At 63.6% G+C, this 12,565-nt stretch carries 11 protein-coding genes and 1 pseudogene; 4 read left to right on the plus strand and 8 right to left on the minus strand.

Annotated elements, in window-relative coordinates; translation table 11 throughout:
• The first annotated feature begins 343 nt into the window (after positions 1-343).
• The 4 genes and pseudogenes from GXP34_12895 (at position 344) to GXP34_12910 (ending at position 4,542) form a co-directional block, all read left to right on the plus strand.
• Positions 344-1,774, plus strand: a pseudogene (locus GXP34_12895) (IS1182 family transposase).
• 388 nt (positions 1,775-2,162) lie between these two features.
• Positions 2,163-3,062 carry an ABC transporter ATP-binding protein gene (locus tag GXP34_12900; protein NOY56864.1) on the plus strand — a complete coding sequence of 300 codons (900 nt, stop codon included), beginning with the start codon at positions 2,163-2,165 and terminating at the stop codon, positions 3,060-3,062.
• Entirely contained in the window at positions 3,059-3,832 is a 774-nt protein-coding gene (locus tag GXP34_12905) for a hypothetical protein (protein ID NOY56865.1), read from the plus strand. Before GXP34_12900 ends, GXP34_12905 begins: the two co-directional genes overlap by 4 nt.
• A 164-nt stretch (positions 3,833-3,996) precedes the next feature.
• Complete coding sequence (locus GXP34_12910; protein NOY56866.1) at positions 3,997-4,542, plus strand: methyltransferase domain-containing protein; 546 nt, start codon at positions 3,997-3,999, stop codon at positions 4,540-4,542.
• Positions 4,543-4,959: 417 nt separating this feature from the next.
• Here GXP34_12910 and GXP34_12915 read toward each other — a convergent pair whose 3' ends face one another.
• The 8 genes from GXP34_12915 to GXP34_12950 form a co-directional block, all read right to left on the minus strand.
• Complete coding sequence (locus GXP34_12915) at positions 4,960-7,053, minus strand: c-type cytochrome (protein ID NOY56867.1); 2,094 nt, start codon at positions 7,051-7,053, stop codon at positions 4,960-4,962.
• Positions 7,050-7,709: a DUF4405 domain-containing protein gene (locus GXP34_12920; protein ID NOY56868.1), complete on the minus strand. Its 660-nt coding sequence runs from the start codon at positions 7,707-7,709 to the stop codon at positions 7,050-7,052. Before GXP34_12920 ends, GXP34_12915 begins: the two co-directional genes overlap by 4 nt.
• Positions 7,706-8,182: a Rieske 2Fe-2S domain-containing protein gene (locus tag GXP34_12925; protein ID NOY56869.1), complete on the minus strand. Its 477-nt coding sequence runs from the start codon at positions 8,180-8,182 to the stop codon at positions 7,706-7,708. The genes GXP34_12920 and GXP34_12925 overlap by 4 nt, the downstream gene beginning before the upstream one ends.
• A gap of 275 nt (positions 8,183-8,457) precedes the next feature.
• Complete coding sequence (locus GXP34_12930; protein NOY56870.1) at positions 8,458-9,612, minus strand: hypothetical protein; 1,155 nt, start codon at positions 9,610-9,612, stop codon at positions 8,458-8,460.
• A complete protein-coding gene (locus GXP34_12935; protein ID NOY56871.1) occupies positions 9,609-10,268 on the minus strand; it encodes a tetratricopeptide repeat protein in 660 nt (219 codons plus the stop codon). The genes GXP34_12930 and GXP34_12935 overlap by 4 nt, the downstream gene beginning before the upstream one ends.
• Positions 10,268-10,915, minus strand: a complete 648-nt coding sequence (locus GXP34_12940) for a hypothetical protein (GenBank protein NOY56872.1) — start codon at positions 10,913-10,915, stop codon at positions 10,268-10,270. The genes GXP34_12935 and GXP34_12940 overlap by 1 nt, the downstream gene beginning before the upstream one ends.
• The gene (locus tag GXP34_12945) at positions 10,912-11,763 is read right to left on the minus strand and encodes a hypothetical protein (protein NOY56873.1); all 852 of its coding nucleotides are present in this window, start codon (positions 11,761-11,763) and stop codon (positions 10,912-10,914) included. The genes GXP34_12940 and GXP34_12945 overlap by 4 nt, the downstream gene beginning before the upstream one ends.
• The gene (locus GXP34_12950) at positions 11,760-12,563 is read right to left on the minus strand and encodes a hypothetical protein (protein ID NOY56874.1); all 804 of its coding nucleotides are present in this window, start codon (positions 12,561-12,563) and stop codon (positions 11,760-11,762) included. The genes GXP34_12945 and GXP34_12950 overlap by 4 nt, the downstream gene beginning before the upstream one ends.
• Positions 12,564-12,565: the final 2 nt, after the last annotated feature.

Consider the following 12,565-nt stretch of genomic DNA (forward strand, 5'->3'; position numbering starts at 1 on the left):
TGGTCGCCGCCTGGCGCGACCCCGTCCCCATCCTCCGAGTCCCCTAAGCAGGACGATTCCCGTCGTGTGCCCGCTACGTTCCGTCGGATCCGGACACACGGGGTGTACTGCCCGCAAGAGGGGGATCGCTTGTGGCGGTCGTTGTTTCCGGTAGCTGTGTTGCCCGGTCTCGTCGGACCCGTCGGTTTGTGAACCGAGTGTCGAGGTTGGACAAAGAAGAGGGTGCTAGGAGCGTGGGTCAGTATCTGCTGGTGAAGAGGCCGGTTGGTCCTCGCGTTTGTGGTTGGGTTCGACGAGAATCGTGGGTATGGGAAACAACTGTGGTGATGAGACACTTTTCGAGGTGGCCGACGACGGTGTCCCTGTGGTGGGGAGGGTTCCTGCGGGGAGGTCGAAGGTGTTCCGTCGTTACGATCCGGACCAGTCGTTCCTGATGCCGCCGTCTCTTGATGATTGGCTCCCGCAGGAGCATACGGCCCGGTTCGTTGGGGAGGTGGTTGACGGGTTGTTGGACCTGTCGGTGGTCTACGACTCGTATGTTTCAGCGTCTGGTGCGCCGCCGTATGACCCCGCAATGATGTTGAAGCTCCTGTTGTATGCGTATTCGACGGGGGTGACGTCGTCTCGGGAGATGGAACGCCGCTGTCACGTCGATGTGGCGTTCCGTTGGCTGTCGGCGAATGCCGCTCCGGATTACCGGTCGATCGCCCGGTTCCGTCGCCGTCACCTGGTGGCGTTGGACGACTTGTTCACCCAGGTGCTTGTCCTGTGCTTAGAAGCAGGACTCGTCACGTTGGGTCGGGTCGCTTTGGACGGCACGAAGCTGCGGGCGTCTGCTTCTCGGCATAAGGCGATGAGCTATGGGCGTCTCGGACCCAGGATCGGCCAGCTTGAGGCCGAGGTGGCGGCGATCCTTGCCGACGCTGAAGCCGTCGACCGTGCAGAAGACGAAGAGTTTGGCGAGGACCGGCGTGGTGATGAGGTCCCCCCAGAGCTTGCCCGTCGGGAGTCCCGTCTCGCCAAGCTGCGTGCAGCGAAAGAAGCCATCGAGGCCGAGGCCGCAGACAAGGCAGCCGGCAAGGCGGCCGGCAAGGCCGCAAAGGACGGCGCCGACGAGACCGGGATCAGCGAGGCGGCGGCGACAGCGGCTGCTGGGGCGACCCCCGCTGATCGGGCGCAACGGAGTTTCACGGATCCGCAAGCCAGGATGATGAAAACTGTTGACGGTTTCCATTACGCCTATAACGCCTAGGCCGTCGTCGACGAATACTCCCAAGTCGTCATAGCGGCGAACGTCACCGATCAGGCAGGCGACGTCGCGCAGCTCATCCCCATGATCGACGCTGCGACCGCCAGTCTCGCCGATGCCGGTATCGAAGCTGTCCCGAACATGTTTCTCGCCGATGCGGGCTACTGCTCCCAAGACAACCTGGAACAGATCTCGGATACGAAGGTCAACGCTTTGATAGCCACGGGGCGGATCAGACGTAACGAGCGGGTACCCGACACGCCGAGAGGGCCGATCCCGAAAGACGCGACCCGGCGCGAACGGATGGCACGCCGGCTGCGTACCAAGACCGGGCGGGCCGACTACGCCAGACGCAAAGCCATCGTCGAACCAGCATTCGGACAGATGAAAGTCCGCCAACACGCCGGACATCTCCGGCTACGAGGAATCGCCGGAGCGCAAGGCGAATGGACACTGCATGTCATCTGCCACAACCTGCGCAAACTCGCCAACGCCGCCAACCCGGCACCGGTCGCAGCTACCTGACCCGCCGCCCCGTCAACACCCAGCGTCGCGTGCGGAGAACATCGCGACAAGCGAGAGTCAAAAGCTGGACCGGACACGAACCAGCAAAGATCCGTCAACTAATACCGACCCATGCTCCTAGGAGACCAGGAGGTCGAGATTGCAGGGAGAAGACGGGCCGGACTCGAGGCGCCGTCACCCTCCTGCACACGGCCACAGAGGGGAGAGGCGGCTTCGATGTGCGCCGATGCCGTCCACCTCGATGGGAAACCACCGGTCGAGCCGTATCCGCCGCCCTTCGGATCATCCTGGTGGCAGCGCTCCCGCAGGGAAACGCCGTCGATGTCGGCCGGCTGTCACGACATGCGCCCTCCATGATTCCGACACGTTGTCGAGTAGGATTCCCACGATGAATGCGATCACGCTGCGAGACGTCACCAAGCGCTATGGCTCGGTGACCGCCGTCGCCGGTCTGACGACGACCATCCCAGCGGGAGCGCTCACCGGCTTCCTCGGGCCCAACGGCGCCGGGAAGACCACCACGTTCCGCTCGATCCTCGGTCTCACCCGGCTGACGTCGGGCACGATCGAGGTGCTGGGCATGCAGGTTGGTCCCGACACGCCGGCGATCGTGAAGAGGGTGGGGGCGGTGGTGGAGGAGCCCGGGGTCCAGGAGACGCTGAACGGCAGGGACAACCTGCGCGTCGCGGCACGCGAGCTGGGAGTGGGTGACGATCAGATCCCGAAGTTGTTGGAGTTCGTCGAATTGAGCGAGGACGCCGGTCGCAAGGTGAAGGGGTATTCGAAGGGCATGCGCCAGCGGCTGGCGTTGGGGATGGCGCTCCTGGGGGATCCCGATGTGCTGCTGCTGGACGAACCGCTCGACGGGCTCGATCCCGCCGGCCAGGCCAAATTCAAACGCCTGCTACGTGGGCTGGTCGATCAGGGACGCGCATCGGTGGTGGTGTCGAGTCACAACCTGGCGGAGGTCGAACAACTCGCCGATCACGTGGTGATCATCAGCCGGGGGCGGCTCGTTGCGGCGGGCACGCTCGAAGACATCGTCGGGCCCGCCCAGGGAGTGATGGTGGAGATCGCCGATTCGGAAAATGCCGCCGCGGTGCTGCGTTCCGCCGGGTTCGAGGTGCATGTGGGGGAGAGGAGTCTGGAGGTGGTCGGCCAAGGCGTCGACGGCCCGGCGGTGTCCCGTGCCCTGGCGGTCGCGGATCTCTACCCGGAGCGGATCACGCCCAACCGTTCCAACCTCGAGCAGCGCTTCCTCGAACTGACCGAGGGTGAGGCGCCATGAGTGGGCTGATCCGCGCCGAGATCATCAAACTCATCCATCGCAAGCTCTACTGGGTCCTGTCGATCGTGCTGTTGGCTCTCGTAGGGCTGTTGGTGTTCGTGATGCTGGTGCTGCCCAAGCTGGTGCCCCAAGACGTGCAGGGGCTCACGCTGCCGGCGGTGTCCGATGTGATCACGTTGGGGGCGCAGCAGATCCTCGGACAGTCCTGGTTTCCGCTCATTCTCGCCGTCGTGGCACTCGGCACCGATGTGAGCCGAACCATCTGGGCATCCTCACTGACGCGCGACGCGCGGAGATGGGCGCATCTGATCGCACGGCTTCTGGTGTTCTGGCCGGCGGTGTTGCTCACCTCACTCGTGTTGGTGCTCGTGTGGACGGTCGCGGCGTCCATCCTGATCGGCGGCCCCGTCGGGCTGGGGGTGGCCGGATGGCTCGCACTCGTCTGGAAGGCGGCGCTGATCGAGCTGGCATGGGTGGCGATCGGGTTGTTCGCCATCGCGGTGTTTCGTTCCACCGGTATCGCCATCGGTGTGGCCTTGGCCTTCTCGTTCATCGAGGGACTCCTGACGTTTTGGTCTGTGTATCGGCCGATCTCGCTGTCAAAAGCCTCGACATCATTGCTCGGAGGGTTCGGCGCAGCAGGGTCCGCTCCGTATAGGAGTCTGCTGGGGGCGGGGATGTCGCAGTTCCATGCCGTGGTCGTACTGGTCGGATGGGCGGCGGTGATGCTGGTGGGAGCATGGGCCGGTCTTCGGTATCGGGACCCGTGACCCAACCGACCGGGCCGGTGCCGGCGGGCGACCCGTCCGACTAAGTCGAGATGACGCGCGATGCCGGGCACACATGGCAAGAATGTGCAGAATAGGAACTGCCAGGGAGGTCTTGGACATGGGGTCCGGCAGGGGAGTTGCAGCCTGCCATCTGGCCGAAAACTATGGCTGTCGCGTCATCGGCACATGTCGGAGAACATGATCGAGTATGCGAGCGAGATGGCAAAGAGAAGGGGACTGGTACCTTGACCGGCAACCTTTGCGGCGTTCTGTGGGCCGGGAACGCCGCTTGCTGCGTTCTCCGCCTCGACGCACCTGCCGGGGGGCCTTCGTTGTGCGGGTCTTGCCATCGATATCGGATCGACCCGACAACTCGACTCGAACGAAAGGGCCGGGTCGATCCGTGTCGACCAGGCGTTCCTGCCTCGGCATCGACACCCCGAACGTTACCGGCCAAGGCACCAGATGCGACGGCGAGTTTCAGAAGAGCAGATGCACACAAGCTGCCATTTGAAGATGGCGTCTTCGATATCGTCGTGGCGGAATGCACGACCGTACTTCCGGACAAGGAACGAGCATTCTCGGCATTCATTCGGGTGACAAAGCTTGGCGCGTCCGTCGGTGATCTGGAGATGACCTGGCAAAAGCCACCACCACGGGAGTTGGTGGACAAGGTTTGTTTCGCGCGCGGTGCATCACCTGCCTCATGAACCGCCGCCCCGTGCTCGGACAGGCCCGGCCAGGGCATTCACGTTGGGACTGCTTGCGGCAGGTGGATGTGGGGAAACCGGCGGGACGGTAGCTTTCGGCTCGCCGGCACGCTGTACCGCCAAGGCAGGGAGCTGGACGCCGACGCCGCTTCGAGCCGTTCCGAACGGTCTGTCCTCCGGCGCCTCGTTGCATCACGAAGGCTCAGCAGCTTGATGGCCGAAGGGAGAAGGGCTGTCTGTGAGGGAACCCTGGGCGCCGGGTGAGGGTACGGGTGTGGTGGCCGATTCGAAGGTGGCGCTCAGAGTCGAAGTTCCATGGATCTCACGCTGTTGCGAGTGCGTATCGTGACTGTCGGACGCGGTATCCACTCCGAGAACAACAACGGACCATCGGGGATGCCTCCGAGACGGGACGACTCAGGATTCGGGAGCACCGTTGGAGATCCAGTCTTCGATCATCTGGATCTGTGCATCGGAAAGGCTTCCCGACGGTGGCATCGGGCCGCCGAAGTCCTGGGAGCCCAGGAGCTTTTGGAGCACGATACTGGCATCGGGGTCACCCGGCACGATGACGGGAGCATTGTCGCCACTGGTCATCACCGACTGGTAGCTGGAGGCATCCCATCCTCCGAGAGAACCGTGACACATCGAGCAGTCGGCGTCGAAGAGAGGCTTGATGTCGGCGACGAAGGTCGGTTCCTCCGTGGCAGTTGTGGGCCCGCCGGCGAGGGTGCGAATGAATCCAACCAGGTCTTCGATCTGATGGGTCGTCAGAACCTGCCCCCAGGCGATCATTGCCGTGGCGGGGTGGCCGAGCTGGATCGTGGTGATGATCTCGGAGTCGCTGTTCGCGTCCTGGAACGCCGGGTCGATGAGCGATGGGCCGATCCCGCCGGACCCGTCGGCTGCATGGCATTGCGAACAGAACTCGTCCCAAATCTGCTGCGAGCTTCCTGCCACCTGCTGAGGCGCGATCTCGGGAGGCAGCTCGACCGGCGGGTTCTTCTCCCATGACCGCAGGAACGCGACGACTGCGTCGATCTGGTCTTCGCTGAGCGGGCCGCCCGAGGCAACGCCGAACGGCGACATTCCCAGATCCGGCTGGCCTTTCGTTATGATCGCTTTGATCGTTGCGTTGTCGTGGGTGCCGAGATACTGGCTGGCGCTGATGGGAACGATGACTCTCGTCGGGTTGGAGGGGAGTGGGCCGCCTTCTCCAAATTCGCCGTGACACATCGAGCAGTTCTGGGAGAAGATCCGCTGACCCACGACTTCCGGGGCTCCCTTCGCCACCTTGACCGTGTAGGCCACCAGGGCATCGATCTGCTCGTTCGTGAGGACGTCTCCCCAGATGGGCATCGTTTCATGCTCGGTACCCTCGGAGATCGCCTTGTACGCCGCATCCACCGTCGCGGCCGCGGGTACCCGTTTCCCGTGACAGGATGAGCAGTGTTGTGCGAAGAGCTTGTCTCCTCCCGGAGCCGACGCCGGGTCGACAACATACCGGGCCAGGGTCACGATGTCCTCGTCGGGAAGCTGGCCCGACCAGGACGGCATCGTCCGATGTCGGCCGCCTTTCATGATGATCGAGCGAACTTCGGTCTCGTCGGAGACACTGACTCCTGTGCCGTGACAGGTCGCGCAGTTTGCCGCGAAAAGGCGTTGGCCGTCAGGAGCGATGAGGAAGTTGACGAGGGCCGTTACGGCCGAAGGGTCGAGTTTGACGCTCCAGTTGGGAACATCGAGACCCTCGTGCGGCGCGAAGCCGGCCTCGAGGGCATCGCGAAGCCGGAACGGATCCGACTCTGCGAGGTCTGTGGCTTGATGGCACTCGGCACATTCGTCCCGGAAGACAGCCCAGCCGTTTGGTGTGGTGATGAAACCGACGAGGGCGTCGATCTCGTCGACGGAGAGGTCGGCACCCCACGCTGGCATGCCTTCGTGGCTGCCTTGTGCGATGACTGCGTGCAGGTCGGTCCCCGGAGGAACCGCCAGGGAGGGGCCATGGCATGCGGCGCAGTTGGCGGCGTAGAGGGCGGCGACCTTGTCGGGCTGCTCCTCGCCGGCCAGTGGTGCCTGTTGACGGAGTGCTTGCACGGTCAGTGCGACGACTCCCACCAGCACCAGAGCCGTCACGCCGGTGATGCCGAGGCGGTCGCGGTAGTGGCGTCGAGGAGATCGGTCGAGAAGGGGCAGCGCGAAGAGCAGGCCGACGGCGATCGCCGGGATGACGATCACGCCGATCACCTCGAGATTGCCTGGGAAATACTTGAGGAGCTGGAAGACGAACAGGAAGTACCACTCCGGTCGTGGCATGTATGTCGCGTCTGCCGGGTTGGCCCTTGCTTCGAGCGGCGAGCCGAAGAAGTAGGCAAGGGCAACCAGAGCGATGAACACGATGAACATGACGACGGCGTCTTTGAAGATCGCTTCAGGGAAGAAGGAGATGCCCTTCTTCTTCTTCTCTTCCTCGTATTCGGCGAGGTATCGGCGTCGTTCTTCTTCGTTCATTTCGATCGTTGTCGCTTCGGGGGCGCACTGATGCTGATGCGAACGACGAGGAACAGGTGGATGCCGAGCAGCACGAGCAGCGCGGCCGGCAGCACCCAAACGTGGGTGCCGAAGAAGCGGGTCAGGGTTACCGCGGAGAGCTCGTCACCGCCGCGAGCGACGCGAAGGAGCCACTCTCCGATGCCGGGGACGACGGCGATGATGCGAGTACCGACCGTGGTCGCCCAGTAGGCCTTCTGGTCCCAGGGGAGGAGGTAGCCGGTGAATCCGAAACCAAACACGATGAGCAGGAGCAAGACACCGGTGAACCACGTGATCTCCCGCGGGTATTTGTAGGCACCGTGGAAGATGACCCTGAGCATGTGCAGGACGGCGAGCAGCACCATCGCGCTGGCACCCCAGTGGTGCAGTCCCCGGATGAGCCAGCCCGCCGACACCCCCGTGGTGATGTATTGGACACTGGCGTAGGCGTCCTGGGGACTCGGCACGTAGTAGATGGACAGCAGAATGCCGGTGACGATCTGGTTGATGGCCACGAACAGCGTCGCCGACCCGAGGGTGTACAGCCAGTTCACCTTCGGAATCTTGCGCAGGAAGAGAGTTTCCCAGATCCGGCGCCAGCCGGTGCGGTCGTCGATCCAGTCTGCGAGTGTCATACGTCCCAGTGCACCTCGAGTTGTTCACCTTCGACGCGCACATCGAAGGATTCGAGTGGTTTTGGCGGTGGTCCATCGAGCACCTGGCCGGTTTTGGAGAATACACCGTTGTGGCAAGGGCAGAAGAACGACTGCTCTTTTTCGACCCACCGAACCCGGCAGCCGAGATGGGTGCAGACGTTCGAGAGTGCGAGGTAGTCGCGGCCATTGTCCGTGAGAACGTAGACACCCGTCTCCTCCGTCTGGGTGACCCAGCCGGTGGTGCGATCGATCTGTGCCTTGAAGAGAGTCGGGGTGCCCATCTCGACCTGTCGAGTCGAACCGATCGGGACCCAGACGTCCTCGAGGCCGTCCTTGGAGGCCGGAGCGACCACGTAGGCGATCGCGGGAACGCCGAAGCCGGCGGCGATAAGCCCGCCGATGGCCGCAACCATCTTCGAAAGAAGTGTGCGGCGACTTAGATCATCAGTCACTGTGGTTTCCCCTCCGCGGCCCAGAGTGTACGGCTTGGGACATCAGGAGGCCAAATGGCGGTCTATAACGCGGTGAGGGGTCCGATGGGACTCCTCATGGCGGCGTTCCCTGGCTTGCCAAGGCCGGGTTATACGGCGCCGCTGCCGGCGATGCCGTCGTGGGGTGTCTCGAGGACCCGGGATTTGTTCCGGGTGCAAGTCCGTCCTCCGCCGCACAGTCGTGGTACTCGTGCGAAGGAACTCCGTACGGCCGGGCTTGGTGCGAACGGGCACGTTCAGGGTGTGGTGTCTGCGAATCGAACGAACGATTTGGCATACAAGTTTGCCTCGCTCTTGTCCACCTGGGGGAGCCCGTCCAGGCGGAACAATGCAATTCGCCCGTTTTCGCGATCGGCGATCGCGAAGATTCCGTCGGGGCCGATCGCCAGCTTTTCGGGGAAGTTGAACGTGTCCTCGCCGGGCCCTCCTGCTCCGAACTCGCCGATGAGGTCCCCGTCGGGAGAGAGGACGACGATGTGGCCCTGGCCGGTGCATTTGTTCTGGAACCGGAACGTGTCGACGACATATACGTTGCCGTCGGGGCCGACGGCAACCGAGCGGGGTAGCTGCCAGAAGCCGACGATTTGATTCTTCTCATCGGGTTGGCCCGAAACCCACAGCACCGTGCCTGTCTTGTCGAGGGCCACGACGCGCCGATTCAGCGTGTCTGCCACATAGAACCGGTCCAGGTTCCGGTCGATGTCGAAGGCGTCCGGGAAGCTGAAGCCGCCAACCTCGCGAGACTTCTTTCCGGTTCCCCAGTAGTCGACGACCTTCCCGTCTCGGTCGAAGAAGTACAGACCGTCATTGCTCGAGACCACGATGAAAGCTCCCCACACGCGAACTTCGAACGGTGTGAATCCATCCTGGCCGAAGACGGAAGGATCCTGATCGGCCGCCGGATAGGACTCGATGTACCGGCCATCGCCGGAGAACACGAACACCTGGTGTGCGTTCCAGTCCGCGACGTACAAGCGGCTGCCCGTCTCATCGAAGGTAAGCCCGTAGGGGCTCGTCAGGCGTCCCTGGCCCGCTTCTCTGACGAAGGTGCCGTTCTCATCGAATTCCAGGAGCCGGGCGTGACCGGTATCGGCGACCCATACGCTGCCGTCGGGTCCGACCGTCACACCCATCGGACGCAGCAGTAGGTCCTCCGGCTTCGTTCCGATTCCGTAGATGGAACGTTCGATGGTCATCGGACATCCCTCCGCCTGCGCCGAGGTGTTCGAAGGGGGTGCCTCCGGTGGCCGCAGAAGGAACAGGATCAGAATGCCGAGACCCACCGCCGCGGCGCCGAGCAAGGCGAGAAGCAGCCACAGCAGACGCCGCGAGGCCGTCGAAGTATCCGGTGTGCCCGGATCCTCCGCTGTGGGCTGTGGCGATTCGTTCATGATCCCTCCGTTGTCGTAGGAGAGCCCCCGAGGCGTCTTATGGCGTCGAGGGCTTCTTCACTATCAGGGTTGAAGTCTGCGGCGCGCCGGTACTGTTCGAGGGCGCCGGCGGTATCACCAAGCTGCTCCAGTGCCTGACCGAGGCCGAAGTGGGAACTGAAGTCGAATGGAAAGTCGGAGATGGCGTTCTCGTATGCCACCTTCGCTCCGGACGCGTCGCCGCGTGCCAGCAGGAAATCCCCGAGGGCCACCAGCGGTGCGAACGCGCGAGAACGCGGGGCCGCATCGGCGCTCCGGTTGAGGTAGTCGATGGCGGTGTCGGGATCGGTGTCTCTGGCGAGGAGACCGAGCTGGAACAGCGCCATCCAGTCGTTCGGATCCAACTCGAGCGCATCATGGAAGGCCTTGGCGGCTGCGGTTTCGTCGCCTGCGTCGAGATAGGTGAGGCCAAGTCCGGTGTGGGCCCAGGCCGATGGCTTCTCGTCGATGCGTGCCTGCCAAATGGCAGCGTCTCTCGCCGCGGCGGTGGCGGGCGGTTTCTCCGGGCGAAGCTGGAGTACCACCGTGACTGCACCGAGGCCGAGAACGACGAGCGTGAGCGCAACGACGGCGATCAGGAGCCCTTGAGGGACGGATCCGGACGAAGGTCTCGCCATTACGGCTGCGCTCCATCGTCATGCCGGACGAGCGTCACGGAGGCTCGTTGCTCCTCCAGCCAGGAACGGTAGGCCTGCTCCTTCCTGTCTTTTTCGAGCTGGTCCCGAATGTCATTCTTCACTTCGAGCAACGGCTGGTCTCCGAAGTCGCCTTTGTGCGCCTCGTAGTACGCGGCTATCTCGTCGTCGGACACCGAGACATCCTTCACGATTTCGGCGAACACGAGCGATCCCACGAGCTGAAGTCTGATGCGCCGCTTCAGCTCCCTCCGATCGAGTCCGAGGTTCTCCATCCAGGCTTTGAACTCCTTGGGTGAATCGAACTTACTCTGCATGGAGTCGAACTCCGCATCCACGTCTTTTGCGGACACGTCGATGCCGACCCGTTCGGCCTCCTGTTCGATGATGATGTCGTCCACGAGCGATTGAAGGGCCATCTCACGCCACTGTTGGGGATCCGTGACGGCTCCACCGTGCATCGACGTGAGGGTCGAGAGTCTCCGATCCAACTCGGAGCGGTGAATTGGCACGCCGTTGGCCTCGGCAACAACAGGACCGGATCGCAGCAGCGTGGTGGCTGCAAACGCGATCCCGACCGCGATGGCGACGGCAACGGCCGAGAGGATCAGGATGGTTCGGCGTTTCACGGTTCTCCTTGTGTTTTTGATTTGCGCGGGAAAGCCGGCAGGTCACGGAGAGGGATCTTCCCGCCGGCATGGCAGGCGTCCGAGCACCAGCGGGTCGTGTGACAGCTCGTGCAGGGACCTTGGGTAGGTTGGACAGTCGAAGTGCCGTGCGTCGCCACCCAATCCTCGGGATGCGAGACGTCGTGGCAGGCCTCGCACGTTGCCCGCTTGTGACAGGCGGCACAGGCGCCCGGGTCGCTGCCGTCGAACGGTGCCGCATCGACGAGGCCTCCGTGATGATCCCCGATGGTACCTGGGAGATGGCACGTGTCACAGTCGGGCGTCGCCGGTCTCGGGTAGCCGAACAGGAAGAAGTGCCCCACGGATCCGGGTGTGTGACAGGTGTCGCAGAGTGATGGATCTTTCACATCGTGACAATCGGCGCAGGTGTCTTCGGGTGGAGGCAGTGGTTCGGGGTGGAGCGTGTCGGTATGGCAGGTCGCACAGGCGACACCCAATGAGGCGTGCTCGGCATGGTTCAACAAGAGATCGCCGAAGCGGCGCTGCTGCGCGTAGTCGGCGTGGCACTCCAGGCAGGAAGCGAAGTCCTGGTCGGCCGAGGGTGCCGGACGGAGTTTCCACAAGGGTTGCACCCAGTTGTCGAACAGCGACGAGCTCCACGAGATTGCCCGCTCGGGGATTCCGGAGCTGGTGTCCGTTCCGCTCCATGTCGCTGCCGCGCGCTCGACGGTTATCCCCAGGTCGTCGCGGAACGTGGGCGACACGGAGATCGCGATGATCAAGGCACCCTCGATGAGAATGAGGATGAGGGCTGCAAGCGCAACCAGGAGTGCTCTTCGTGAGGTCACGGCTTGTCTCCCATCTGGAAGAGACGCTGCTCACGGTGCACGGCGTGGCGCGCATGGCACGCCTCACATTCCACCCGTTCGTGGCACGTCGTACACGCTGCGGTACCTGTGATCTCGACGCTGCGATAGTGCTCGGCAAGCCACGTGTCGGCATGGGGGATGTCTGTGCCGTGGCATCCCGCGCAATACGAAGGCTGATGGCAGAGTTCGCACGCGTCGACTCCGACGGTCTGCTGTACGGATCCGTGGGTTGTCTGCCAGTCGGCGGGATGCGGTATCTGGACGCGAACGTGGCACGCGGTGCAGAACTTCGGCGTATCGTGGCACGCCGCGCACTCATCGGGAGCATCGAGCGCCGCGGCCCCATGGGTGAAGGTGAACTGGTCTGGATGTGGTCCGGACTGGAGGTCGACCTCCAGGTGGGCGGTGTTGCCGTGACACGTGGTGCAGTCGGCTTCTGCTTTGGGATGGTGCTCCATCTCGGCGAGATCGTGACACGTCGTGCAGGGTTCGGAGGCCAGCACGTCTTGGGCGAGGTTCAGGCCTGTCGCCTTGGCCGCCAGCTCGCGCGGCAGCGTCGGCAGGTACTCGATGACACCCAGAAGCCCTGGGCGCGTATGACAGGCCAGGCAGGGCACCTGATCGTGCACCGCCACGGCGGCGGATGCCGTCGCGGTTTCGTGGCAGGAGCCGCAGAACGACTGTGACGCCGGAGCCCTGGTCAGTCCCGAGAGCAGCACGATTGCCACGACGCCGCCCAGTACGGGGAGCCACCACTTGATCTTGAACCGGCGCGCCATGG

Source organism: Actinomycetota bacterium, assembly GCA_013152275.1.
Classification (GTDB): domain Bacteria; phylum Actinomycetota; class Acidimicrobiia; order Spongiisociales; family UBA4744; genus BMS3Bbin01.

What these genes read in the sequence shown, in the direction of transcription:
- GXP34_12915 (NOY56867.1), bottom strand. Translation starts at nt 7,053, where the DNA reads ATGAACGAAGAAGAACGACGCCGATACCTCGCCGAATACGAGGAAGAG.
- GXP34_12910 (NOY56866.1), top strand. Translation starts at nt 3,997, where the DNA reads ATGGCTGTCGCGTCATCGGCACATGTCGGAGAACATGATCGAGTATGC.
- GXP34_12920 (NOY56868.1), bottom strand. Translation starts at nt 7,709, where the DNA reads ATGACACTCGCAGACTGGATCGACGACCGCACCGGCTGGCGCCGGATC.
- GXP34_12930 (NOY56870.1), bottom strand. Translation starts at nt 9,612, where the DNA reads ATGAACGAATCGCCACAGCCCACAGCGGAGGATCCGGGCACACCGGAT.
- GXP34_12905 (NOY56865.1), top strand. Translation starts at nt 3,059, where the DNA reads ATGAGTGGGCTGATCCGCGCCGAGATCATCAAACTCATCCATCGCAAG.
- GXP34_12950 (NOY56874.1), bottom strand. Translation starts at nt 12,563, where the DNA reads ATGGCGCGCCGGTTCAAGATCAAGTGGTGGCTCCCCGTACTGGGCGGC.
- GXP34_12935 (NOY56871.1), bottom strand. Translation starts at nt 10,268, where the DNA reads ATGGCGAGACCTTCGTCCGGATCCGTCCCTCAAGGGCTCCTGATCGCC.
- GXP34_12900 (NOY56864.1), top strand. Translation starts at nt 2,163, where the DNA reads ATGAATGCGATCACGCTGCGAGACGTCACCAAGCGCTATGGCTCGGTG.